This window comes from Sporosarcina jeotgali, assembly GCF_033304595.1.
In the GTDB taxonomy this organism is placed as follows: domain Bacteria; phylum Bacillota; class Bacilli; order Bacillales_A; family Planococcaceae; genus Sporosarcina; species Sporosarcina jeotgali.
In genome coordinates, this window is sequence record NZ_CP116341.1 from 2052511 (window position 1) to 2076693 (window position 24183).

The following is a 24183-nucleotide window of genomic DNA, read 5'->3' on the forward strand; positions in this document are numbered from 1 at the left end:
CGATTGCAGCACAGCTCTTATGCTGTAACCGCACATATTATTTAAACGACTTTTTCATTTCAAAAAGACTGTTTAGGAAACCTATACAGTCTTTTCTGCAGAAGAAAACGTTGATTCTCACTTTTTTTGCGGAACTAATACGGTCCTTTCAAGTGGAGCTCCTCCCATAGAAACCTGCCGTTTTAGTATGACATAAGAACGTCCGTCCACTACGTACTGGCCGTCTCCCTTATACTCCACAGTGCTTCCTCGTTTTTCCAATTCTTTAATTACTGCATTTGCCTGATCCGTGAGATTTGTATATCTGCCATCCAGCGTCAAAGAAATATTGCCTTTTCGATACCCCATGAGCATATTAAACACAAACAATATAACGGCAAATGCACCTATTGTAATTAACCAAGTCGCCATCGTTCATTCCTCCTTTATCTCGTTTTTCAAAGTTGCGTGAAGACTATTAGCAATACTATGCTGTATTTATAGCCTTATCCTAAAAATAAATTTCTGCTCCCCTTACTTTTGATTGAAGTGCCAAAGTTGCTTCAATGGTATTTTTTCATATTCCAAATTAGTTTTCTCTTTTAAAACTTGATGGAAAATAACATCTATAAATCCGGTATAAAAGCTTAAAACAACCTCACAGTGGGCTAAGGCTACGTGGTCAGTTAATTGTTTCATGAACGCATCTATATATTCAATGTGTTCATCTTTTACTGGGACATTGGAATACACACTAACTATAATTAAATTCTTTCTTAAATCTACTTCTGTATGATTACTTGGTAAGTTTAAATCAGTTATGTTAGGAGCATGATTTTCATCTGAAATAAACATTCGATAAGTATCTTCTCCACATCGAATATCCCAGACTTCTAAATCTGTAAATCTTAGCTTTCTTTCAAAATCATTAATCATTGAATCCTCCTTTACATTTCAGCGGGGTTCAATTTTCAGCAGTATAGATTCTTTTTTTTCTTTGACTGACAATATCCTGTTTATGCAACACTGCCGTACAGTGTGAATGCAGAAGCAACGAGCAGGAATATACCCAGTACTTTGTGATTTTCCCGGAACTGAATGAGTCCTAGGAATAAAAACAGCAAGCCGACAAATAGCTGGAAGTAAGGCATCACAGAATAATTATCAGTGACTAGTGTATAAATACCTAAAAATAAAACAATAGCTGATAAAGCTAGACCAGTAATTTTCATTTCTCTTCACCTTTCCAAACTTCATACTCAGCAGTTTCATTCACCCGAAGCATTGAATCACATTCCTATACATATTTTAGTAGATTCATCTCTTATACGAATTTCAAAAAATATAGTTTCACTGTTTGGAACATATTTTAAATTCAACACAGATGCGTTCTAGTCGATAAAAGTACTCGCCGAATATTGAATGCCATCTTTCCCAAAAGACTTTCGAGGCGCTATTTTTTCAATGTATAAGTGAAGCCTTCCTTCCCTGGAACAGTGATTTCATAAAATTCGGTAACGGTTATTCATAAAAATCTAAATAAGACTCCCCAATAACAAAAAAAGCACAATCTTAAAAACCGACTGCGCTTCTTTCTTTAAATAATAAGGTTGCGGCTTTCCCTGCGAAAGCAGGATATTGGTAAATGAAATAAATCTGCAAAGTTATGGTTGCTGAAAACCCACTGTACCCATAAGAAATACGATAAGATAAAAAATCATGGCAAGGACATTCGAAACTAATAAGGTCCCTCTGACTCCGCCTTTTATTCCAAACCAGCCTAGTATAATTCCGAGTGCACCAAAAATAAATGGAGTGAATAAACTTAAATTCATTAAAGTCACAAACAGGCTGAAGCTCCACATCGGAGTCATTATCAAAATCAATAATAGCCCTGATAATATAGAGAGTACTTTTGCACAGGTTTTTGAATCGCTCTTGACTATGAAGTAATAAATAAAAATTGCATACAGCAGCAATATCAGCCAAATGATATTTTCTCCACCCAACTTTGAATTTTCCGTTATTGGACGATTTAAGACTTTAAGCAATAAAATGATTTTTCTTAGAGTGACATGTATTCATAATGATTTGGACCGTCGGAACGTCAGCAGCATTTACAAAACTGAACCCCATATACTCAGAAATCCAATTGCTAATATTACGGATCCAATAGAAAATAAGCACACTATTAAAAGTTGACTGCCTGTAATCTTTTTAATTTCCCCTTTTCTTCTCTGTTTGTATAAAAACATTGTAAATACAATCACCCACGTCACCATTAATATAGATAAAGGAACTAACAGACTGATTTCATCACCTTCTCATAACGTTATAAAGTTTTATCCTAGTATCGCAGTGCTATTACTGCATTATGTAATCTTGCGTGCGAACTCAGTATAAGTGTCAGCAAGTACCAGAAAGACGTTCCCCTCTCCAGGGTTAAATAATGCAAAGAACACCCTAAGAGCCTCTTGGGGTCAGTCATTGTATCTTTTCAACAAAACTAATCATAATTTAACTAGATTCAGATACACCAAAGCTAATTTAAAAGCCGACTGCAGAAATTTCAGAAAGTCCCGCTTTTATCCAACTATACCATGTCACGCACAAATTCAAAATTTTTATTTTGCTTCATTAACGAACAAAAAGAGCATTGCTTTTGCAATGCTCTTTCCATATCCATCACCGACCGATCACTGCTCAGCTTAGCCGCGCAAGCACTTCAGTGGCAGTCAAATCCTCTTTTTCCATCCACTCCATTAGCAGCTCCGCTGTTGCTTCTGCACTTCTTAACTTGCCTTCTTCTTTATAATTGATAAACTGCTCCAGCATCGGGAATCCATCACTATCACTTGAACGTATTGTCTGCTGCATTCCCGTATCGATAATCCCTGGAGCTATGGAAACAATTCCTACTGGATGTACTGCACGCTGCTGCTCTAAGCGGACAACTTCTGAAAATCGGTCAAGTCCAGCTTTCGTCGTGCAGTATATTCCCCATCCTTCATATGCATTTCGGCCAGCACCTGAAGAGATATTAATAATTTGTTTTTTAACTTCAGACTGATTCAACACACCTATGAAATCATTGGACAATTCAATTGGAGCTGTCAAATTCAATTCAATAGCCTGCTGAAGAGCATTTGCCGGCAGCCCTCCAACCTTCCCTACAGGTTCTACTGTGCCTGCATTATTAATGAGTGTGAATGAGTCAGCTTTTGATAGATAGGGAGTCAGCAAGCGCTCCATTAGTCCCTGCCTTGCCTCACGATTCGTTAAATCGACTTCCACAAAGTTTTCATAGCCTTTTGGATTACTTCGTGCAATTCCAACTACCTTCGAACCCGATTTTTGAATTTGCTCATATAACTCTTCCCCGATTCCTTTTGAAGCACCAGTTACGATATAAATATCCACAAATACCACTCCTTTATGATTGATAGTGTACCATTTAGGGAATAAAAAAAACCAACCGATGATTCGGCTGGCTGCATTTTTTCAGTTAGTTTAGAACTTTAACACGTACGTTTTTACGTCCCCATTGGATTGCCTGGTTATGTGATGCCATGAATACATCGATGCGATTTCCTTTGATAGCACCGCCGATATCACCAGCGACTGCATATCCGTAACCTTCAACGTGTACTTTCGAACCTAGTGGAATCACTAGTGGATCTACTGCAATTACTTTCAATGAAGGATTCTTTTTCAAGTTAAGTCCTGTTTTAGTAATGCCTGAACATCCTTTACAAGAAGCTGTATACGCTGATGAATTCGCGATGAACTCTTTCTTTACAGTATCATTGTCCGAACGTGATGGCGTTTTAGCAGGTTTCTTTGCAGCTGTGGTTGAACCGCCGCTTACTAATTTCAATGTTTGGTTCGGATAAATCACAGATGATTTAATACCGTTCCATTTCATTAGGTTATTTACAGAAACATTATGCATCCGTGAAATCTTATATAGTGTGTCGCCTTTTTTCACTTTGTACGTAGACGCTGCTGCTGAACTCTCATGTGTACCGCTGACCATTAGTGCCGTAGCTAAGATAAACGTAAAAATTAGTTTCTTCAAAAGCTCCGCTCCCTTGTTTTTAAGTCTGTGTATAGGTTAACAGCCCAATATTACAAAAAGATTACAGCTAACCACCATTCCCGTTACAAATAAAAGATGATTATTACAGTCGTCGGAAAGATTACTCTCAAGTTGTTCACTCCAGCAGGAAAGTAATGTATAGTAGAAATAGAAAGTCAGATCAGGACGGTGAACGAAATGCCAATACCTCAAAATCATACAAAACCTGCACGTCAAACTGCAAAAGAAAGCGCATTCAATCAGCTTCAACAATGGATTATCGACGGAACTTTAAAGCCCGGAGAGAAATTAATCGATAGCGAGCTTGCTCAAGCACTGGGCGTCAGCCGCACACCTATACGTGAATCCCTTCAACTATTAGAGGTTCAGGGATTCGTTAAAATGTACCCAGGGAAAGCTACTCAAGTCACAGAAGTAGAACGAGATTCCATCAATGATTTGCTCCCGCCTCTTGCTGCTATGCAAGCGCTTGCTGCAGAGTTAGCTGCGCCTTCCATTTCTAAAGAAACGATTGAGGAGTTAAGTACTCTCAATCAGGATTTTGCTGAAGCTGTTCGAAGTGAGGACTACTTCACTGCTCTTAAAATCGATGAAGCATTTCATGAAGTCATCGTTGAGGCAGCTGCAAATCCGTATATTATATCGATTACAGCTTCCCTTCAAGTGCACGTCAGACGACTTTTCTTCCATAACTCCATCATCTTGACAGAAAAGTCCATTGATGAACATGAAGAAATTATCGACATGCTGAAACACAATCGAGCTGACCAAGCATCCGCGATTATGCGCGGGAACTGGCTTCGGGCAATTAACGAATTCCAATCTTTAAAGAAATAATCAACGACTTCCTTCAATTCTGAAGGAAGTCGTTTTTGTTCATTGCGGAATATCTAAAAAAAGAATATACTTAATTCACATATATTCAGTTATTTGAATATGTATATATGAGAATAGAGTGAGGTGTTTGGATTGACCACAATGCAACAATTTAAAGCGGATTTTTTCAAAGCACTAGCCCATCCATTACGCATTAGAATTCTGGAAGTGCTCGCTGCTGGTGAAAAAAGTGTTAGTGAAATTCAAAACTCTGTGAATAGCGAAGGTTCTGCAGTTTCACAGCAACTTAGCGTATTGCGGGCAAAAAATATTGTTGTTGGAACCAAAAAAGGCAAAAGCGTCATTTACTCACTGAGAGACCCCTCTCTCGTTCAACTTTTAGATGCAGCACGGGAAATTTTCAATAACCACTTGATCGATACACTAACCATGCTAGAAGAAATGGATGAGCAATCCCCGCCCCCATCCCCGTAAATTAGACAATCGGTATTTGAAATAACCTCTAAAAAATAAGTTCATTATAAAAAGAAGAAGGGGTATTATGAATCGGCTGTTTACAGGAAGATTTTCGAATTATTCTTTCCAAAAGCTTCAAAAAGATATGCTTTCTGGAGTCATTGTTGGAATTATAGCGATTCCACTGGCGATGGCGTTTGCAATTGCGTCCGGAGTGAAGCCTGAATACGGGATTTACACAGCATGTATTGCAGGGATATTAATTTCCCTATTCGGAGGTTCGAAGTATCAAATTGGCGGTCCTACAGGTGCATTTGTTCCAATCCTATTCGGGATCGTCCTCACGTACGGCTATGCAGACTTACTGTTAGCTGGTTTTTTAGCAGGCATCATGCTTGTGTTAATGGGAGTTTTCAAAATCGGTTCGTTCATTAAATTCATACCTAGACCAGTGACCGTCGGATTTACTTCAGGGATCGCCGTACTAATCTTCACAGGGCAAATTGAAAACTTTTTTGGATTAACCGGACTTACAAAACACGAAAAATTTATCGATAATATGCACGAAGTGATGATCCATTTGGATTCAGTAAACGGATACAGTCTTGGAGTCGCTTTAATGAGTTTACTGTTAATTTTGCTAACACCAAAACTTTTGCCCAAAGTTCCCGGTTCCCTTATCGCTCTTATCTTAACAACACTAGCTGCCTCATTTTTCTTGTCTGGAAATGTTGTGACCATCGGCTCCGCATTTGGGAATATCCCAAGCGAACTTCCCCACTTCCAATTCCCAGAAATCACATGGGAACGGATTGAGCGTCTTCTCGTTCCGGCATTCGTGATCGCAGCTCTTGGCGGAATTGAATCGCTATTATCCGCAGTTGTCGCTGATGGAATGACAAATTCAAAACACAACAGCAACCGTGAACTGATTGGTCAGGGTATTGCAAATATCGTCACTCCATTATTTGGAGGCATTCCCGCAACAGGCGCAATCGCGAGAACGGCTACCAATATAAAATCCGGTGCAGCCTCCCCGATGTCAGGAGTCATACACGGTCTGTTTGTTCTGCTGACCCTTGTCCTTTTCGCTCCATACGCATCACTCATTCCATTGGCCAGTATGGCACCTGTACTTATGCTGGTAGCATGGAATATGAGCGAACGACGGCAATTCCTCAACGTTCTTAAAATGAAAAATGGTGATTCACTGGTTCTCGCAGTTACATTTCTGCTGACCATCTTCGTCAGTATTACAACAGCAGTGATTGTCGGCCTAATATTAGCCGTATTTTTGTTTGCTAAACGAATGAGCAATTTGCTAGTAGTTTCTAAAGTGCTGCCAGATCATACGCTAGAAAGCGAAGCCGTCCAATCCAATATCGTTAACGCGTCCCATGATTGTCCTCAAATCAGTATGTATACGATCGAGGGGCCACTCTTCTTCGGTGCTGCACAAGTGTTTGAGCAACGGATCATGGATACTTTACACTTCGAGTCAACTGTACTTATATTAAGAATGGGAGAGGTCCCTTTTATTGACGCAACCGGTGAAGCCAACTTGTCTTCCATAATCAAACATTTCCAGAAACGCGGAGGCATTATTTTGATTTCCGGAGCTTCTGAAACAGTTAAAAAGACCTTGCAGCTATCCAGCCTTTACGAACGAATTGGCAATAATTATTTTTTTGAACATACCGGAGAAGCGATAACGTATGCATTACAAATTATTAATCATAAAAAATGCATTGGGTGCAGTCAGTTCGCCTTTCACGAATGCAACAGTCTGTCGAAAGGTGACGACTGCCGGAGTCATCAAGCTTATCAAAGCTGTGACACATAAAAAAAGAACCGTTTGTACCCATTTCAAAATGGGATACAGACGGTTCTTTTTAGGGGATTATTGTTCATCTGTCCGCAATGACTCTTGTGAACTCATGCCTGTTACTCGGGCAATTACACCGAATACAACGATAACAATCAACGTAGGGATTAACCAACCCAGACCATTTTCATAAAGCGGAAGCACTTTTCCGTAGAAGGCAGTAATAGGTTCAATCAATTTCCCAAGCTGACCGCCAGGCAATGTATCTGCAAGTGCAGCTAATCCATCTACCACACTGATAAGCATCGCGACAATTGTAACCGCAACGTATACAATTCGTGCGTGACCGAAAAGCGGCGATAGAAACGTAAGCAGCATAAGCGTAATTGCAAGCGGATATAAAAATAGTAATACAGGTATCGAATACGTAATAATGTTAGTCAATCCGATATTGGAGACGATAAAACAAAATACTGTAAATGTGACAACAATCACTTTGTATGAAATTGAAGGAACCAACGTGTGGAAATACTCCCCGCATGCTGTCATTAAACCAATACTTGTCGTTAAACATGCTAGTAAAATAACAACGCCTAGCAGCACCAGGCCAGCTTGTCCGAAGTAATGAGTTGCTACAGAAGTTAAAACCGCCCCTCCTGAATCTAACACGCCAAGTGATCCAACACTGCTTGCGCCTAGGAACGCGATTCCGACATACAAGATTCCTAAAAATCCTGCAGCCACAATTCCTGTTTTAAAAGTAGCAGCGACAATCCCCTTTTTAGACTGCACGCCCATCGAGCGGACAATCGTAATGACGATGATTCCGAAGACCAGTGAAGCCAGGGCATCCATCGTATTATAGCCTTCTGTAAATCCTTTACCGAACGCTCCGTAGAGATAATTACTGCTCGGTGCTTGGAATGAGCCCATTGGTGAAAATAAGGCAACGGCTAATAAAACAAGCAACAAGACAATAATCGCTGGTGATAAAAACTTACCAACACGATCTGCAATTTTTTGCGGATTCAAAGACAGCCAAATTGTAATACCGAAAAACAATGCAGTAAATATAAATCGCGGAATCAGCGGATCTGCCCCATTTAAGAATGGAACAATTCCGATATCAAACGCAACTGCGCCAGTCCGCGGTGCAGCGAAAAATGGTCCAATTGTTAAGTAAAGAGCTGATGTGAACAAAATCGCATATAAAGGGTGAATGCGACTTGCCAGATCCTGTAAGTTAGCACTGCCAGAGAAGCCAATTGCTAGAATCCCTAGAAAAGGGAGACCCACTCCTGTAATTAGGAACCCGATGACGGCTGGCCAAAAATTCGTCCCAGCTTCTTGTCCAAGCTGAGCAGGGAAAATCAAATTGCCTGCACCAAAGAAAAGTGCAAACAGCATTGTTCCGATGACGACTAGTGATGTAAATGGCAACTTCCGATCCATATTGAAATACCTCCTATGATGACTGAAAAAAATATGCGATATATTGCAAAACCTCATCATAAACCGCAGCTTCGAAAAAAGCAAGTCGATATTTGAATAAACAGATGGTTTTAATGAAGGTATTTAATGGATTTCAATATGTGTATAGCTGTGTCCTTCCTTGGTCTTTTCAACCTTTAACACTGCAGGGAGCGCTTCTTTCAGTTCAGCAACGTGTGAAATGACACCTATCATGCGTCCTGCTTTTTGTAGACTGACGAGTGTATCAATTGCTTTTTGCAGCGATTCCTCATCCAAAGAACCGAAACCTTCATCGATGAACATCGTTTCAACTGAAATGGAGCCTTGGAAGCTTTGAATCACATCAGCCATACCAAGAGCCAAACTGAGCGAAGCATTGAATTTCTCTCCGCCAGAAAGTGTTTTCACATCTCGATTTTGTCCCGTGTATTCATCATAAACATCGATTCCTAAACCGCTTTGACGACCTCTGCTTTCTTGACGGTCACTGCGCAGCAATTGAAATTGACCGTTTGATAAGTCGCTTAATCTTCCATTTGCCGCATGCAAAATCCGTTCTAAGTATTCGGTTTGCAAATATCGTTCAAACGACAGTTTGCGATCATTATTCCCGCGTACTAAATCATGCAGTTCGGTCAATCGCGCGCACTTTTGTTCAAGCCCGCTTTGTGCTTCTATTAACTCTTCCAATTTCACGTGCAGCTCAGCAGCATTCTTTTCAATTTCAGATGCATGATGATACGCAGTCAATGCTTGCTCATATGCGTGTTTGTGCTGCTCCGTCAAATTACGCAGTCCTGCTAAGTCCACTTTTCGTTTCCCAGCAACTTGTTCCTTCAATTCAGTGATTGCTTGTTTTGTCATTTGGACTTCAACATCATAATCGTTAATTTTCAGAGCAAGTGCAGACCGCTCCTCGGAAAGTAATTTGCTTGTTTGGTAATCTTCCTCACCTGCAAAATCCGACTCCGATAGTGCTGAATGATAGGAATTAGCTGCAGCTTGCTTCTTAACTGCAGCGGTATCAGCAGCTGCAGTCATGTATGTTACTGCTGTTTGTGCATTAGAGACAGCTTCCATGGCAGACTGAAGCTGTGCTCTCACTAGTTCCCATGCTTGTTCGAGTGCCATTTTAATTTTTTCTTCTTTAGATATTTCCGTTTGCAGCGCTTGCAGAGAGCGAAATTGTTCAGGTACGGTTTTCACAGATTCGTTCAGGATCGCTTTCGCTTCTTTCAGTTCAGCACGTATCGCATAGTCGCTCTTTTCTTTCTCTGTAATTGTTTTTTGGTATGAGAGCAACTGTTCATTCGTCTTTGTGTAATCCTTTTTCACAGTGAGCAATTGATCCCGATCGGACTTCATTTGAATTTGCTTTTTCTCTAGCACTTTTACCCGCTCATTCATAGATGTTAACGCGTCTGGACTTGGCACTTCCTTTAATTGCTCTTCGATACGCGAAGCTTCCTCCCGCTCACTTTCTAAGCGTAATTCTGTAGCTTTGAACTGTTCATAAGCTTGGGTTGCTGTCTCTTTTTCTATCTCTAATTGTTCTTTTGTCAACTGGATCTCCTGGTGTTTCACCTTTACAGCTGGATGATGTTCACTCCCGCAGACCGGACATGGCAGTCCTTCTTCTAATGTCTCCGCCAGCATGGCGGCCTGATTTGCAATCCACCGTGTTTCAGTTGTAATCGCCTTGCTGCGCGCATTTTCCATCTGTTCTTTTTTTAGCTCCAGCTCCACTGTCAGTCGGTGAATTGTTTTGGTCCGTTCACAATGACGCGTTAACAAATCTGCTGTATGACGTGATTCCGTTAGTTCATCTAAGATTAGTTCGTAACCTTCTGACGCAGACTCCAATGCCTCCGTTTTTAACTTCAGCTGGTTCACATTCTCAGTTTTCTCCAGTACGGACGACTTCAACTTTTCAAGTTCTTGCTGTTCATGATCAACTCGCTTTTGAAGCGTGTAGATTTGCTGTTCTTTCTCCTCGATCTGAGACACGCTTGGCAAGAAGTTCTGCAAAGTAACCAGTCTTTCAGCACTGCGTTGACGCTCAGGCTGTTTTTGCACTTCTTCATTAAAGAGCGTTTCCACTTTAACGCTGGCTTCCTTTGATAACTCCAGTGTTTGAGTGGCTTCTTGTAATTCCTTCCGACGATTTTCCAAATCTGCCGCCGCTTCGGTTGAGCGTCTTTCACTTGGTTCCAGCTGAACAGCCCGCTCTGCTTTTTGGAGTCTTAATCGATCAGAATTCAGCTCCGTTTCGCGGGAGGTCAGCAGCTGGATACCGTTCATTTTCCTTTCTAAATTATCAAATTGCGTGTTAAGCGCTGTTCCTTTAAAGAACTCTTGCTGCGCTTGTTCATGGGCTTCATATGTCTTTTTATATAGAGTATTACTTTCTTGTGCTGCATTTTTGTAATGAATGCGTTCTTGCTCCAGTCCGTCCAATAAACGATTCGGGTGAATAGAATCTGCTTGCAAAGTCTCAAATAGGGATGACTCCCGTTCCGGAAGACTGGCAGGTACCTGACGTACAATCTGCTCCATAGAAAGGCGTGCTGTATTCAGTTCACTCATTGCAAGATCTTTTCTCTTTTTTAAAAGCTCCGCCATTTCCCGATAATGTTCTGTTTTGAATATTTTACGTAAAATCGTTTCTTTGTTTTCCGTATCAGAGGTTAAGAATTTACGGAACTCCCCTTGAGGAAGCATCACGATTTGGCTGAATTGTGCCAGTGTAAATCCAATAAGTTCTTCAATCTTCTTGTTCACTTCAGAAACGATTTGACGGTCTACAGCAGGAATTTCTCCTTCATCTGTTTTTTGAAAGAATTCCGTTCGCCCGCCAGTTTCACTCTTATTTCCTTTTTTCGTATACGGAACTTGGCGAAACACACGGTACATACGATCTTGGATGACAAATTCCAACTCGACAGCGGTCTGCAGTTCCGATTGCGCAAAATCACTTCGAAGTGCACGGATATCTGTCCGGTCTTCACCGCTCGCTTGTCCGTATAACGCAAAACAAATAGCATCAAAGATTGTAGTTTTCCCTGCCCCAGTCGCACCTGATACTGCAAATAATCCATGTTCTTTTAGAATTGTGAAGTCAATCGTTTCTGTACCGCGATAGGGTCCAAACGCCGTCATCGTCAGTCGGATCGGTCTCATAATGATTCTCCTTTCTTAGATAACAGTTCCTGCAATACTTCCTCCACAATTGTCCGAGTTTCCTGGTCAGGTACTGCGCCTGTGATTTCTTCATAAAATGAGTTGAAGAGCTCACGATCATCCAATCGTTCGATATCTGTTACTCGTGTCGTCGCCAGGTCAGGAAGAGCACGATTTACGATACGTTCCACATGTAAGGCATTTGGATAGACAGAACGTACTTTTTCCATCGGAAATAAGACCGGAGTTTCATCCAGAAGTTTAACAAAAACATAATCTTCACTAAGCTCATCTTGTAACAGATCTGCCATTGTTGCTTTGACCGTTCTAATATCGCGATTTTGAGTTAGTTGTCTCTTTTCAATCTCTATATCACCTTTTTCGTCCAGATTAATTACTAAAAATCCTTTATGATGATTTTCTTCAGAGATTGAGTACTTCATCGGTGATCCAGAATAACGAATTCTTTCTGTTCCTGTAAAGTGAGCCTGATGCAAATGACCAAGAGCAGTATAATGAAAACCATTAAATAAATGAGAAGCTACATACTCAGCGCCGCCAATCGAAAGTGGACGTTCTGAGTCACTGGTGTTCTCTTCAGGTTCACCAAGCGGGGTAACGAACGCGTGAGCAATTGCGACATGACGCTTAGAAGAATCGAGCTCTCCAAATTGATGTATAACAGACTCCATTGCACGATGATGACTGTCGACCTTGTCATCTTGTGCCAAATTCCGAATAACGGAAGGATCTGTGAATGGAATCAGATGGAATTGAACTTGCCCATACTTATCCTCTAATTGAACGATAGTTCCTTCTCCGCTTTCAGAAGGTTTTCCAACGATATGCAGACCGGTCCCTTGCATAAGACGACTTCCAAATTGCAGTCGTGCGGGACTGTCATGATTTCCTGCTATAGCTAGAACTGGTGTCTTATAGTCAACCGTTAACTTCCACAATACTTCATCCAGTAAACTTACGGCTTCTGCAGGAGGAACAGAGCGATCATAGAGATCCCCTGCGATGATGACCACATCTGGTTTCTCTTCTTTTACAGCATCTGTGAACTGGTTTAAAACAAATCGCTGTTCTTCAATCAGGGATACACCTTGTAACACTTTCCCGAGATGCCAATCAGCAGTATGGAATATTTTCATAGTTTGTTCGCCCCTCTTCAATTCATTCTCTTTCTAGTTTACCGGAGAATGTCCGTTCACTCCAACGCAAACAGGACATCTCGAAGGAGATGCCCTGTTGCGGTAGGATTTATCAATCAAACACCCATGATGAGTGCAGGATCACAGTTTTTTTGCAAAAATAACAACCACTCAAAATAATCTGGTTTTTACTCTTTACTTGCCAGCACACATCGACTATACTATAAAAAGTTGCACATGGGAAACTTAAAGTTGCACAAAGGAAACATATTGTTGTATTCTACTATCAAGAACTATTTCGATGCACTTTGCATAATGTGTTAGAAAATAAGGAACCCCGTCTTCACATATTTCAATGCTGAGCTTTACCAGACAAAAAGTTGAACGAAGGAAACTTTACTTCATCAATTCAGGAGGAATTAGAATGACAGAATCGATTACTGCGAGTAATATTTCCGTCTCGTATTCAGGAAAACAAGTGGTTAGCAATGTATCGTTTACATTTGCCCCAGGCAGTTTAATAGGAATTTTAGGGCCCAATGGAGCAGGCAAGTCTACTTTAATGAAAGCAATGCTCGGTTTAATACGGAAAGACAGCGGAACTACACGGATTGGATCTAACTCTATTGATAAGAAACGAAAGATCATCGCTTATGTCCCGCAGCGTTCAAACATCGATTGGAACTTCCCTATTGTTGTTAAAGACACAGTTCTTCTGGGTACGTATCCGAAGCTCGGATTATTTCACAGGCCAAGCAAAGCGGACAAAGCTTGGGCAATGGAATGTCTGAAACAAGTAGGCATGCAAGATTTCGCAGACCGGCAAATCGGGGAATTATCCGGAGGACAGCAGCAGCGCGTCTTCCTGGCTAGAGCATTAGCTCAAAAAGCAGATTACTTCTTCCTAGACGAACCGTTTGTCGGAATTGACGTTTCTAGTGAAGAAGTCATCATCGAGATCCTTCGGAAACTTAAAGACGCTGGTAAAACAGTACTCGTCGTCCACCATGACTTGTCTAAAGTGAAAAGTTATTTTGATGAATTGATATTAATGAACAAAGAACTGATTGACGCAGGTCCTGTGGAACAAGTATTCCGCGAAAAAAATATGACACGTGCTTATGAACGGCCGATGACTATGTTTGATGATTTGGAGGTTCAAATGTAATGGAATTTCTTCACGACTTAATGAACTATGCATTTTTGCAAAAAGCATTCATCACATCTGTAATGGTAGGTATCATTTGCGGTGTGATTGGCAGTTTTATTGTATTAAGAGGAATGGCATTAATGGGAGATGCGATTTCCCATGCAGTCCTGCCAGGAGTTGCAATTTCCTATATGCTCAGCATCAACTACTTCTATGGTGCCGTGCTGACAGGAGTATTGACAGCATTTGGTATTGGAGCGATCAGCCAGAACAGCCGCATTAAAAGTGACTCTGCAATCGGAATCGTCTTCTCGGCATTCTTTGCTCTCGGAATCATTTTAATTACAAAGGCCCGAAGTGCGACTGATTTAACCCAAATCCTATTTGGCAACGTATTGTCGGTCCGTGATTCGGATATGTGGATTACGCTCGTTATCGGGGCAATTGTTATCGGTGTGGTCGTACTATTTTTTAAAGAGCTTCTTATTTCAAGTTTCGATGAAACTATGGCGGCAGCGTATGGCTTAAACACAAGATTCATCCATTATGCAATTATGTTTTTATTGACACTTGTAACCGTTGCATCGTTACAAACCGTTGGAGTTATTCTCGTCGTATCGATGCTGATCACACCTGCTTCAGCGGCATATTTGTTAACAAACCGGCTATCTACGATGGTTGTGCTGGCTTCGTTCTTCGGAGCATTATCAGCGGTCATCGGCTTGTATTTCAGTTTCTTGTACAATATGCCGTCAGGACCGGTCATCGCATTGGCGACAACAGCTATTTTCGTTTTAGCGTTCCTCTTTTCACCGCAGCAAGGATTGATCATTCAACTGTTCAAATCACGCAGAAAGCAGAACGCTGCTGCTTAAATGAAAGTTCTGGATTGACGGTTTTGACGTTCGCTGCAGGCAGACGCTATCCGCTTCAATCAACGGAGAGTCTTGAATTGAAAAACTTTCTACTGTCAACAAAATCAACGAGTACACTTACCCTGTTTCATCAGGAAGGATGACTATATTATTTTTAAACCAAAGGAGAAGATTTTGCTTATGAAGAAGTTTGTAACTTGGATGGGATTGTCATTGATGGCAGTCTTCATGCTCGCAGCATGCGGAAATGATGATGAAGCTGCATCTGCACCTGATGGGAAAGAAAAAATGAAAGTCGTAACATCATTTACAATTATTGCAGACATGGCCCGCCAAATTGGCGGTGACTATATTGAGGTTCACAACTTGGTGCCTTCAGGAACGGATCCTCACGAATATGAACCGCTTCCGAAGGATATCAAAGCTGCTACAGACGCTGACGTATTGTTCTATAATGGTTTGAATTTAGAAGGCGGCGACAAAGGCTGGTTCAAGAAGATGACAGACTCTGTTCACCAAAAGGATGAAAACATCTTCAACCTGACAGAAGAAGTGACACCTCAATATCTGTCTGGAGAAGATGGCCGTGAGGAAGAGATTAACCCTCACGCATTTATCGACCCAGGCGTTGGTGTTCAAATGGCAGAAAAAATCACGGAAGTTCTTATTGAGAGACACCCTACTGACAGCGAAAAAATCAAGGAACGCGGCGAAGAGTATATTGCTCGTTTGAAAGAACTGGACAAAGAATACGAAGAACGCATCAATGACATTCCTGAAGAAAATCGCACCCTGGTTACAAGTGAACGTGCATTCCAGTATATGAACGACCATTACGGCCTGAAGGAAGCGTATATCTGGGAGATTGATACAGAAGAAAACGGGTCACCAAAACAGATTAAAGACTTAGTTCACTTTATCCAAGAACATAAGGTTCCTGTATTGTTTGTAGAATCCAATGTCGATACACGTCCGATGGAAACTGTTTCTAAAGAGACAGGTGTACCTATGGCAGAGAAATTCATCTATTCCGATGAAATCGGAGATCCAGGTGAAGAAATCGATACGTATGTGAAATATTTAAACTACAATATTGATTTAATCCACGATGAACTTAGCAAGAAACGATAACATGATTTGAAAAGAAGGTGTACGCACATGTGGCGTACACCTTCTTTTTTTACTGAAGACTAACAGGTATTGGAATGATTCACATTGCATAAGATGGTGCATCATAGAAAGGATGATGTTATGAAAAATGTTCCCGTTCTCATTACAACGCGCCAGTTACCGAACCCTTCACACTCCATTTCCATTGTGTATCCAGAAGTCCATCTCCCCCACCTTCCAGTCGTACAGCACAGTCTCAATACTCAAATTCGAAATGAATTAAACCAGCTGCTCATTGAACAAAATTATTACGATCCTAATCTTGTTGAACTCATCGTTTATTTCGAGATAAAAACAAACGAGCGAAACATGTTGAGTCTAACACTCATTGCCTATTCCTTTACCGGCGGAGCGCATGGAATGACTGTTGTGAAGGCTTTGACGTTTGAAACACAAACAGGTAAAAGAGTTTTCCTCTATGATTTATTAGGCTCACAGGATTTTGAGAAGCCTTTATCCGATAGAATCCGCGCAAAGATTGATGAATGGGGTGTTGAGCTGCTCGATCCGCCATTCACTGTGATCCGAAGAGACCAGGATTTCTATTTGGCAGACACGTCACTCGTCATTTACTTCCAATTATATGAGATTACCCCATACGTATGGGGATTCCCGTACTTCCCAATTGCATTGAAGGATATCGAGAACCTCGTCCCAGCTGAAAGTCCATTGCAGCGTTTCATTCCCTTTCTTTAAAACCATCTAGTTTCGCATTTTGCGAATGATCCATGAGAGGACGAACAGGAGGACAATCGAACCCAAAATACCCGGTATGATCCAATTTGCATTTCTTTCAGAAGAAGGAGCCGGTTGGCTTTGGATGAACTTCTTCTTCCCGGCACCAAGCTCTTTTATATCCTGCGCTGCGCTGGCAGCTGTTGTGGTTCGAGTACAAATCGTACTTGTTAGAAAACGAGAATTTTCTCGTTCACTCCAATCAGATGCGTAAAACAAGTAACTTTCACCTGCTTCGATTGGCAGGCCGCAATCTGCACTGTTAAAACCTGTATAGATAGTAATTGTATTCGCTTCGACACCTTTCCAGGCTTCTTGAACAGCAATTGTCACCTCTCTCTGCATATCCAGTTCTTTGATAGCTGTAATTTCACCTAAAAATACAGCATCCGCCTGTTCTTTAGCTTCAGATACAGGAGGGAGTTCCATACAAGAACACGCAAGTGCCTTTTCTCCATGAGGGAGAGCCCACACTAGTAAGAATACAAACATAAAAACTTCGATTCTTTTCAAACCTTCCGCCTCCCCGCTTTAACGAATCAGACGGGAATCCAGCAGATTGGTTACAAGTTATCTGAAATTGATTTATCTAAAAATATGGCGTAGTGTTGGGATAGATATGTTACTGAAAGGAAGAGGTAAATGAAGCGGACACTTGTCATTAGTGACATTCACGGAGAACTGGATATGCTTACAGAACTATTAGAAAAGGCAGCTTACCATCCTAAGAGGGATCGATTATTTTTGCTTGGCGATTACATAGATCGGGGACCCGATTCAAAAGAAACACTGGACAAAGTAATAGAGTTGGTTGAAGGCGGCGCGGTCGCACTTAAAGGCAATCATGAAGATATGATGGTCAAATCATTAATAGACGGGAATGAACGAACGTGGAGGAATTGGACAGGTCGCAATGGCGGAGATGCAACATTGCAAAGCTATGGATTCGAACGAGAATCGTTTTTGTTTTTTGATGATGATGAATTCCAAAAACCTCATCTGCACTCGGAATCACTCAATCGGCATTTAGAATTCATCCAAAGTCTCCCCTATTATATTGAAGAACCACATATGATTTTCATACATGCAGGAGTGAAACCGGGGGTCCCTTTAGAAGAAACAGATCCCTATGAATTACTATGGATTCGAGATGAATTTCATAATAACTACAAGGGAACTAAAACAGTAATTTTCGGTCATACACCGACAAAAGGTCTGTACGGCGATGAGAATAATAATAACATCTACTTTGGGAAAAATTCGATTATAGGCATAGATGGCGGTGCTGTTTTCGGGGGACAGCTCAACTGCTTAATACTTCCGCATAAGAGACAAGTCTCCGTTCAGGCAAAAAATAAAACAAGCAATCGAGTCTAACCTCACTCGATTGCTTGTTTTTATGTTGAAGATTCAGGAGGGTCCTTTTCTCTTCTGCTTCTCTTTTTTGCGTTCCTTTTTCTTGTTGTACTCCGCTTCAATCCGTTCAAAGCGCCGTATATCCCGCGGCCGCACAGTAATGGGCTCTTTCTTCAGCATCTTCACCATTGCGAATAGCATGATAATCAAGAACACACCGAACGGTAATGCAGAGACTAACGAAGCTGATTGCAGCGCCTCCAGACCGCCTGCGTATAAGAGAACCGCTGCGATTGCTGACATGAGTACTCCCCACGTAAGTTTTACGACCATTGGAGGGAACAAGCTCCCTTTGGTTGTCATGCTGGCTAAAATGTATGTAGCCGAGTCCGCAGATGTAATGAGGAATGTAAAAATCAAGATAATTGCTAAAAATGTCAGTAAGCCCGTGAATGGCATATGTTGAAACGTTTCAAATAGTGCTGACGTTACATCCTGGTTAACCACTTCAGCAATGTTTGTCCCGTTTTTCAAATCACTGTAGAGCGCAGTTCCGCCAAGCGTTGCTACCCACATACACGCGAAAACAGGAGGGATAACCATCACACCGATGATGAATTCACGAATCGTACGCCCTTTAGAAACTCGCGCTACGAAGGCTCCTACAAATGGTGACCACGCAATCGTCCATGCCCAGTAGAAAATGGTCCATTTTTGAACCCATGTCCCTTCTCCGTAAGGCTGCAATCGTAAACTGTATTGAATGAAGTTTGTAATATAATCCCCGATTGCCAGCGTAAAGCTATCTAAGATAAACACCTTAGGTCCGACGATAAAGAAAAATGCAAGCAGGGCAATTGCAAGTCCTAAGTTGAAATTCCCTAAATAACGAATCCCTTTATCTAAACCCGTAGAAGCTGATAGCATATATGCTGCAAATACAACGGCAATAATTGAAAACTGGACAAGAAACGTATTACTGATCCCGAATGCATACTCCAAACCGCCGCTCATCTGCAGAACGCCAAGGCCAAGTGAAGTCGCAATTCCCATAACAGTCGCAATGACGGCTAACGAGTCAATACCGCCTTTCAGGAACTTATTAGAACCCACTACAGGTTCCATCGCTGTAGAAATAAGGCCGTCTTTCTTCTTTCTAAACTGTAAAAATGCAATAACCAGACCTACTAAACCAAAAATAGCCCACTGGGAAATTCCCCAATGGAAAAACGAATAGCCCATCGCAAGCCGCGCAGCCTCTTCAGTCCCCGGTTCCACTCCTGAAACAGGTGCATTTATGTAATGACTCATTGGTTCAGCTACGCCATAAAAGACAAGACCGACACCAAAACCAGCAGAAAACAGCATACCAATCCATGTGAAGAACGGGAAATCCGGACGTTCATCATCTCCGCCTAAACGAATCGCTCCATATTTACTGATTGCAAGTCCCACTAAGAATACGATCAACACAAATACAACGAGCAAGTAGAACCATCCAAAACTCCTCGTTGTAAATTCGTACAGCATATCTGCTGTTTTTCCGAATTTTTCACTCATCAGTGCACCCAATAGTACCAATATAAATACAACGGATGCAGATATTGCAAATACTGGATTCTTCCAAAACTTCTTCTCCAATGGCAACGACTCCTATTTCTCTAGATACTATTCACATACCCTCATTTTCACTTGGATAACATGCAAATTTTATATGGTTCGGTCTGCAATTGTTCTGACTAAATAAATGTTAATAAGGATACAATTTGTATAAAAAGGATGTGATCTCATGACAGGCTCTGATGAATTCGCGTTGACCCTTTACATCCCCATTATTATCCTGCTGACTGTTGTTGAAATCATGCTCGGCGCTTATGAGACCACTGAGGGGATGTGGAACAAAAAACTAGCTGCAGGGAAGTTCCTGCTCAATATGGCTTGGACAAGCACACTAATACCCCTGCTTCTGGACATTCACTTATTCACGTTCATGATTGAATCGTTATATGAAGGTCGGCGGAATGTCGCGTCCCCACTAACTGGAATTGGTTTATTGTGGTTCTCCCGATTGCTTGTATTTCTAATAATCCTAGTGAATACAATTGATGTTTATCAAAGTTTCAGGACCGCAGAAATCAGTTCTATGGATGAGGAAGTATTATAGCCTGCTAAAACTTTTTTCAGGATGCGCTGTGTTTCGTTTCCAAGAAACGATGACACTTATAGTCAATCCCACACTGCAAACCGTAATGAGTGAGTGTACGAGTGAAATCGCAGGGACAGTTAAGCTGCCTGCTGTAACAATAATTGTGTCAAACAGCAGAATAATGAGACCCGAATTCGTTTGCAATCCTTTGGCTGTCAGTTGTGCCAGTAAATCTGTACCGCCGATACTGATACCTCGCCTCAACATGATTCCTGTTCCAATTCCAATGAGGATTCCTCCTAATGCACTGCTGGTAAATGGCTCAACCTGCAAGATGACTGCCATATCTCTAATTGGTGCGAAAAAATCTATGACTAAAGCGGAAATCAACATGCCATGGATGCCGTTGTAGAAAAAAGGTCTGTAGACAAACCAAGTCAACAAAAAAATAGGGATGCTGATCAGTATAAAAGTCAAACCCACTTTCGTTCCAGTCACGTAGTGGACAATGAGACTGATTCCAAGCGCCCCGCCCTCCATCAACCCTTGAGGGATAAGAAACAAGTTCAAGCCCAATGCTAAAAAAACACTTCCTGCAAGCAATGCAAAACCCTTTTTAGCGCTTTCCAAATTCACTCACCGCCTCGTTGTGTGTTGTACAACTATATGGCGGCAGTCAACCAGACTTGCCTAATCCGATAAAAAAGTGCCGGCCATATAAAAATGGACGGCACTTTATCATGTAATCTATTAGGAATTCACAGGTTGTTCAATCGGTTGAATTTCTCTTTCAGACCCCGCTACAATTACAGCAGCAGATGCGTCTCCTACAATGTTAACGGAGGTCCGCATCATATCGAGTACGCGGTCGATGCCTGCAATGAGGGCAATGCCTTCAAGGGGCATGTTCACCGAGTTCAGGACCATTGCAAGCATAATCATGCCAGCTCCAGGGACACCTGCAGTGCCAATCGATGCGAGAACTGTCGTCAATACGACTGTCAGCAGCTGCAGGAACGTTAGCTGCAGGTCGAAGAATTGTGCGATGAACACAACGGCAACCCCTTGATAAATTGCAGTCCCATCCATATTGATGGTGGCTCCAAGCGGCAATACAAAACTCGCGATACGTTTAGGCACGCCGAGATTTTCTGTTGTGTTCTTGATAGTAACAGGAAGTGTCCCAGCGCTGCTGGCTGTACTGAATGCAACCAGTGCAGCTGGGAAGATTCCTTTAAAGAAAGTAATCGGGCTGAGTTTCCCGATGGTCTTCACAGCAATTGAATATACGATTAGTGCATGCACAATACAAGCAATGTAAACGGCGATCACTACTTTTAATAATGGAAGTAATACGGATAATCCATATTCCCCAACGACCGGCGCCATTAACCCCAAAATACCAAATGGAGCCACGCGCATGATAATACCTGTAATTTTGTACATAATTTCCGCGAATCCTTCAAAGAAAGTCAGCACAGGGGCCGCCTTTTCACCAATCATCGTAATAGCGATTCCGATGAACAAGGCAAAGAAAATGATCTGAAGAATATTTCCTGACGCAAGTGCTTCAAAAGGATTGGTTGGGACAATGTTTAAGAACGTATCAATCGGGCTCTGCGGTTCAGCGACAGCAGCTTCCGGAATACTTCCCTCATCCGCCGTGATGTTGACCCCAGTTCCCGGATTGATCAGAAACGCTACTGCCAGACCAATTATGATTGCCACGGCTGTTGTGGATAAGTAGTACGCAATTGTTTTGACTCCAATTCGCCCCAGCTGTTTCGGATCTGACATACTTGCCACACCTACTACAAGTGTTGAAAGAATTAGAGGTGCAATGACAAATTTGATTAGCCGCAGGAACAAATCACCGAGCGGTTGCAGGAAATCGATTTTACTCCCAAAAATACTTCCTAGAATAATAGCCAAAACAAATGCAGTAAAAATTTGTGTGACCAGGTTAAAACGTAATTTCAATTCCATTCCCTCCCTTTTTCATTCGTCTTACACTGTATTCCAATGTATATGTATACATGCAAACGCTTTCACCGGATACTATGAAAAGAACCTTCTTGGGTGCGCCATCGCACCTAAGAAGGTTTTTGCGTGTGCATTTCTAACCATAATAACTTTTCTAGTATAGAAATACAACCACTATTTTTTTGCATATTCATGTGCTTCTTAAATTGATTTCCTATGCTGATTAAAACCAGCGGCCCACGATTGGATAGTTATACGGCTCATCTTGCAGTGTTTTGATTATCGCGATGATCGGAATAACAAATATCATAATGACGAAGCCAATCAAAAACGGTATTCCAATAATGATAAACGACATGATGGATGCCACAGCAATCAATGCCCACATAACTAATTGGAACAAAAGCGCTTGAATCGATAACCGTTTTATTTGATCATCCAGCTCTACAAAAAATGTCATGATGTATATCGCAACCGGCACTAAGAATGGCGCAAAAAAAAGCACTGGCATGTATAAGAATCTTTAATCCTTTCGTTTCCATAGGTTTTCACCTTTTCACTCGACCTTAGTAAACTTTACGAGTGAAACATAGAAAAGATTCATTTATTTTGCTCCAAATGAGGCAGGCATGACAACTGCCACGACTTCTCCAGTCGCACATAAGTCTCCATCTGCAAAAACATCCACCGCAACTTTAAACTTCTTAGGATGAATTTCTTCCACTGTTCCAACCGCTTTCAATAGCGTCCCTTCTGGAGTTGGTTTTACATAATTCACGGACAACGAAGCAGTTACAAACCTCGGAGGAAGTTCCTCGTTGTCTGGTTCGAAACCATTCTTTCGATGAAGCGCCAACGAGGCAGACCCCGTGCCGTGACAATCTACCAGCGAAGCGATAATGCCTCCATAAACAAACCCGGGAATCGCTTTATGATCCGGCTCCGGCATATAATATGTAACCGTTTGGTCCCCATCCCAGCCAGTTCTGAATTGATGTCCTTCTTTGTTCAACCGCCCGCAGCCGTAACACCAAGAAAAGTCATCTGGGTAACGGTCTTGTATTGCACACTCCACTTTTTGAACCATTTTTATTCCCCCTATCGTATTTGCCTAACAGTATATCATAACAATTCTGAGAATTATTCATTAGGCTTTCGCATAGACTAGCGACGGAAACGAATACCACCTGATCATGAGCATGCGTATACTACACTATCGGACAATATAAGGAGGCATTTTCTATGAAATTACGCGCATTTCTACTAGTTTTGCTACTCGCTGGAGGAGCTTATGCCATGATCCTTTCCATCAACGAATTCTCCTCAAAGACTTTTAACGAAGTGTTTCAAACATCCGAAGAACATGTGGTTCAACTTATTTTCACAAAACCTTCTTCAACAGGGATGACCCCGCCTGCTTGGGTTTCATCAGACAAAGAGCAGATTGCCAGTCTGTTAGAGTTTTTAAGTGATTATGAATTACAGAAAAAAGATTCACAAGAGCCGCTCGATGCCCTGAATTTTAACCAATTCACAATAAGTATTGAAGATCACGAAGAAAATCTTTTGACCATCATGGTAGAAGATAATTTAATCGTCAATCAAAATGGAGATCAGTATATGCTGCTCGATGGACCATTGGATGCGGACTGGATGGTCAATTTCATCCTCTCGAGCACCCCTTCATCATGAACAAAACACACTTTAAATCTTTGTACATTTCACTCTATTTGTTTTATACTGAAAATAGTTCAGAATTCGA

At 41.5% G+C, this 24183-nt stretch carries 24 protein-coding genes; 10 read left to right on the forward strand and 14 right to left on the reverse strand.

Going from position 1 to position 24183, the window contains the following annotated elements:
* Nucleotides 1–117 precede the first annotated feature (117 nt).
* The 5 genes from PGH26_RS10085 to PGH26_RS10105 form a co-directional block, all read right to left on the reverse strand.
* On the reverse strand, nt 118–411 hold the full coding sequence (locus PGH26_RS10085) for a hypothetical protein (protein ID WP_323690956.1): 294 nt from the start codon (nt 409–411) through the stop codon (nt 118–120).
* A 102-nt stretch (nt 412–513) separates the two neighbouring features.
* A complete protein-coding gene (locus tag PGH26_RS10090; protein WP_323690957.1) occupies nt 514–915 on the reverse strand; it encodes a hypothetical protein in 402 nt (133 codons plus the stop codon).
* An 80-nt stretch (nt 916–995) separates the two neighbouring features.
* Nucleotides 996–1211 (reverse strand): DUF3953 domain-containing protein, encoded by a 216-nt coding sequence (locus PGH26_RS10095; RefSeq protein ID WP_323690958.1) that lies wholly within the window; start codon nt 1209–1211, stop codon nt 996–998.
* A 1471-nt stretch (nt 1212–2682) separates the two neighbouring features.
* Nucleotides 2683–3399, reverse strand: a complete 717-nt coding sequence (locus PGH26_RS10100; RefSeq protein WP_323690959.1) for an SDR family NAD(P)-dependent oxidoreductase — start codon at nt 3397–3399, stop codon at nt 2683–2685.
* A gap of 85 nt (nt 3400–3484) precedes the next feature.
* Nucleotides 3485–4057: a 3D domain-containing protein gene (locus PGH26_RS10105; RefSeq protein ID WP_323690960.1), complete on the reverse strand. Its 573-nt coding sequence runs from the start codon at nt 4055–4057 to the stop codon at nt 3485–3487.
* A 198-nt stretch (nt 4058–4255) separates the two neighbouring features.
* On the opposite strand from PGH26_RS10105, the gene PGH26_RS10110 reads away from it, so the two are divergent.
* The 3 genes from PGH26_RS10110 (at nt 4256) to PGH26_RS10120 (ending at nt 7214) form a co-directional block, all read left to right on the forward strand.
* Nucleotides 4256–4915 carry a GntR family transcriptional regulator gene (locus tag PGH26_RS10110; RefSeq protein ID WP_323690962.1) on the forward strand — a complete coding sequence of 220 codons (660 nt, stop codon included), beginning with the start codon at nt 4256–4258 and terminating at the stop codon, nt 4913–4915.
* Nucleotides 4916–5056: 141 nt separating this feature from the next.
* Nucleotides 5057–5389 (forward strand): ArsR/SmtB family transcription factor, encoded by a 333-nt coding sequence (locus PGH26_RS10115; RefSeq protein ID WP_323693511.1) that lies wholly within the window; start codon nt 5057–5059, stop codon nt 5387–5389.
* Between the two features lie 67 nt (nt 5390–5456).
* Entirely contained in the window at nt 5457–7214 is a 1758-nt protein-coding gene (locus PGH26_RS10120) for a SulP family inorganic anion transporter (protein WP_323690963.1), read from the forward strand.
* A 57-nt stretch (nt 7215–7271) separates the two neighbouring features.
* Here PGH26_RS10120 and brnQ read toward each other — a convergent pair whose 3' ends face one another.
* The 3 genes from brnQ to PGH26_RS10135 all read right to left on the reverse strand — a co-directional run bounded on the left by brnQ (nt 7272) and on the right by PGH26_RS10135 (nt 13006).
* On the reverse strand, nt 7272–8648 hold the full coding sequence (gene brnQ, locus PGH26_RS10125) for a branched-chain amino acid transport system II carrier protein (protein WP_323690964.1): 1377 nt from the start codon (nt 8646–8648) through the stop codon (nt 7272–7274).
* A gap of 123 nt (nt 8649–8771) precedes the next feature.
* Nucleotides 8772–11849 (reverse strand): SMC family ATPase, encoded by a 3078-nt coding sequence (locus PGH26_RS10130; protein WP_323690965.1) that lies wholly within the window; start codon nt 11847–11849, stop codon nt 8772–8774.
* A complete protein-coding gene (locus PGH26_RS10135; RefSeq protein WP_323690966.1) occupies nt 11846–13006 on the reverse strand; it encodes an exonuclease SbcCD subunit D in 1161 nt (386 codons plus the stop codon). The genes PGH26_RS10130 and PGH26_RS10135 overlap by 4 nt, the downstream gene beginning before the upstream one ends.
* Before the next feature lie 424 nt (nt 13007–13430).
* On the opposite strand from PGH26_RS10135, the gene PGH26_RS10140 reads away from it, so the two are divergent.
* The 4 genes from PGH26_RS10140 (at nt 13431) to PGH26_RS10155 (ending at nt 16897) form a co-directional block, all read left to right on the forward strand.
* Nucleotides 13431–14174 carry a metal ABC transporter ATP-binding protein gene (locus PGH26_RS10140; RefSeq protein ID WP_323690968.1) on the forward strand — a complete coding sequence of 248 codons (744 nt, stop codon included), beginning with the start codon at nt 13431–13433 and terminating at the stop codon, nt 14172–14174.
* Nucleotides 14174–15031, forward strand: coding sequence for a metal ABC transporter permease (locus tag PGH26_RS10145; RefSeq protein WP_323690969.1), 858 nt, complete (start codon nt 14174–14176; stop codon nt 15029–15031). The genes PGH26_RS10140 and PGH26_RS10145 overlap by 1 nt, the downstream gene beginning before the upstream one ends.
* A gap of 180 nt (nt 15032–15211) precedes the next feature.
* The gene (locus PGH26_RS10150; RefSeq protein WP_323690970.1) at nt 15212–16162 is read left to right on the forward strand and encodes a metal ABC transporter solute-binding protein, Zn/Mn family; all 951 of its coding nucleotides are present in this window, start codon (nt 15212–15214) and stop codon (nt 16160–16162) included.
* Between the two features lie 120 nt (nt 16163–16282).
* A complete protein-coding gene (locus PGH26_RS10155; protein ID WP_323690972.1) occupies nt 16283–16897 on the forward strand; it encodes a DUF3298 and DUF4163 domain-containing protein in 615 nt (204 codons plus the stop codon).
* 6 nt (nt 16898–16903) lie between these two features.
* Here the strand turns inward: PGH26_RS10155 and PGH26_RS10160 are convergent, their stop codons facing one another.
* Complete coding sequence (locus PGH26_RS10160) at nt 16904–17449, reverse strand: hypothetical protein (protein WP_323690973.1); 546 nt, start codon at nt 17447–17449, stop codon at nt 16904–16906.
* 129 nt (nt 17450–17578) lie between these two features.
* Between PGH26_RS10160 and PGH26_RS10165 the strand changes: the two genes are divergently transcribed.
* Complete coding sequence (locus tag PGH26_RS10165) at nt 17579–18313, forward strand: metallophosphoesterase family protein (RefSeq protein WP_323690974.1); 735 nt, start codon at nt 17579–17581, stop codon at nt 18311–18313.
* Between the two features lie 33 nt (nt 18314–18346).
* Here PGH26_RS10165 and PGH26_RS10170 read toward each other — a convergent pair whose 3' ends face one another.
* A complete protein-coding gene (locus tag PGH26_RS10170; protein WP_323690975.1) occupies nt 18347–19933 on the reverse strand; it encodes a BCCT family transporter in 1587 nt (528 codons plus the stop codon).
* A gap of 148 nt (nt 19934–20081) precedes the next feature.
* Between PGH26_RS10170 and PGH26_RS10175 the strand changes: the two genes are divergently transcribed.
* The gene (locus PGH26_RS10175) at nt 20082–20456 is read left to right on the forward strand and encodes a hypothetical protein (protein ID WP_323690976.1); all 375 of its coding nucleotides are present in this window, start codon (nt 20082–20084) and stop codon (nt 20454–20456) included.
* Here PGH26_RS10175 and PGH26_RS10180 read toward each other — a convergent pair.
* From PGH26_RS10180 to PGH26_RS10195, 4 genes are all read right to left on the reverse strand, one after another.
* Entirely contained in the window at nt 20451–21068 is a 618-nt protein-coding gene (locus PGH26_RS10180) for a YitT family protein (RefSeq protein WP_323690977.1), read from the reverse strand. The two genes, PGH26_RS10175 and PGH26_RS10180, sit on opposite strands and share 6 nt — an antisense overlap.
* 120 nt (nt 21069–21188) lie before the next feature.
* Nucleotides 21189–22418, reverse strand: a complete 1230-nt coding sequence (locus PGH26_RS10185) for a dicarboxylate/amino acid:cation symporter (RefSeq protein ID WP_323690978.1) — start codon at nt 22416–22418, stop codon at nt 21189–21191.
* Nucleotides 22419–22644: 226 nt separating this feature from the next.
* Nucleotides 22645–22932, reverse strand: a complete 288-nt coding sequence (locus tag PGH26_RS10190; RefSeq protein ID WP_323690979.1) for a magnetosome magnetite crystal formation protein family — start codon at nt 22930–22932, stop codon at nt 22645–22647.
* Between the two features lie 93 nt (nt 22933–23025).
* Nucleotides 23026–23508: a PaaI family thioesterase gene (locus tag PGH26_RS10195; protein ID WP_323690980.1), complete on the reverse strand. Its 483-nt coding sequence runs from the start codon at nt 23506–23508 to the stop codon at nt 23026–23028.
* A 155-nt stretch (nt 23509–23663) separates the two neighbouring features.
* Between PGH26_RS10195 and PGH26_RS10200 the strand changes: the two genes are divergently transcribed.
* A complete protein-coding gene (locus tag PGH26_RS10200; protein WP_323690982.1) occupies nt 23664–24113 on the forward strand; it encodes a hypothetical protein in 450 nt (149 codons plus the stop codon).
* The last annotated feature ends 70 nt before the right edge of the window (nt 24114–24183 follow it).

Excerpts from the sequence above, each read along its gene's own strand:
- PGH26_RS10195 (WP_323690980.1), bottom strand. The coding sequence starts at position 23,508 with ATGGTTCAAAAAGTGGAGTGTGCAATACAAGACCGTTACCCAGATGAC.
- PGH26_RS10145 (WP_323690969.1), top strand. The coding sequence starts at position 14,174 with ATGGAATTTCTTCACGACTTAATGAACTATGCATTTTTGCAAAAAGCA.
- PGH26_RS10155 (WP_323690972.1), top strand. The coding sequence starts at position 16,283 with ATGAAAAATGTTCCCGTTCTCATTACAACGCGCCAGTTACCGAACCCT.
- PGH26_RS10110 (WP_323690962.1), top strand. The coding sequence starts at position 4,256 with ATGCCAATACCTCAAAATCATACAAAACCTGCACGTCAAACTGCAAAA.
- PGH26_RS10175 (WP_323690976.1), top strand. The coding sequence starts at position 20,082 with ATGACAGGCTCTGATGAATTCGCGTTGACCCTTTACATCCCCATTATT.
- PGH26_RS10115 (WP_323693511.1), top strand. The coding sequence starts at position 5,057 with ATGCAACAATTTAAAGCGGATTTTTTCAAAGCACTAGCCCATCCATTA.
- PGH26_RS10150 (WP_323690970.1), top strand. The coding sequence starts at position 15,212 with ATGAAGAAGTTTGTAACTTGGATGGGATTGTCATTGATGGCAGTCTTC.
- PGH26_RS10130 (WP_323690965.1), bottom strand. The coding sequence starts at position 11,849 with ATGAGACCGATCCGACTGACGATGACGGCGTTTGGACCCTATCGCGGT.
- PGH26_RS10190 (WP_323690979.1), bottom strand. The coding sequence starts at position 22,932 with ATGCCAGTGCTTTTTTTTGCGCCATTCTTAGTGCCGGTTGCGATATAC.
- PGH26_RS10095 (WP_323690958.1), bottom strand. The coding sequence starts at position 1,211 with ATGAAAATTACTGGTCTAGCTTTATCAGCTATTGTTTTATTTTTAGGT.
- PGH26_RS10165 (WP_323690974.1), top strand. The coding sequence starts at position 17,579 with ATGAAGCGGACACTTGTCATTAGTGACATTCACGGAGAACTGGATATG.
- PGH26_RS10120 (WP_323690963.1), top strand. The coding sequence starts at position 5,457 with ATGAATCGGCTGTTTACAGGAAGATTTTCGAATTATTCTTTCCAAAAG.
- brnQ (WP_323690964.1), bottom strand. The coding sequence starts at position 8,648 with ATGGATCGGAAGTTGCCATTTACATCACTAGTCGTCATCGGAACAATG.
- PGH26_RS10200 (WP_323690982.1), top strand. The coding sequence starts at position 23,664 with ATGAAATTACGCGCATTTCTACTAGTTTTGCTACTCGCTGGAGGAGCT.
- PGH26_RS10085 (WP_323690956.1), bottom strand. The coding sequence starts at position 411 with ATGGCGACTTGGTTAATTACAATAGGTGCATTTGCCGTTATATTGTTT.
- PGH26_RS10090 (WP_323690957.1), bottom strand. The coding sequence starts at position 915 with ATGATTAATGATTTTGAAAGAAAGCTAAGATTTACAGATTTAGAAGTC.
- PGH26_RS10135 (WP_323690966.1), bottom strand. The coding sequence starts at position 13,006 with ATGAAAATATTCCATACTGCTGATTGGCATCTCGGGAAAGTGTTACAA.
- PGH26_RS10140 (WP_323690968.1), top strand. The coding sequence starts at position 13,431 with ATGACAGAATCGATTACTGCGAGTAATATTTCCGTCTCGTATTCAGGA.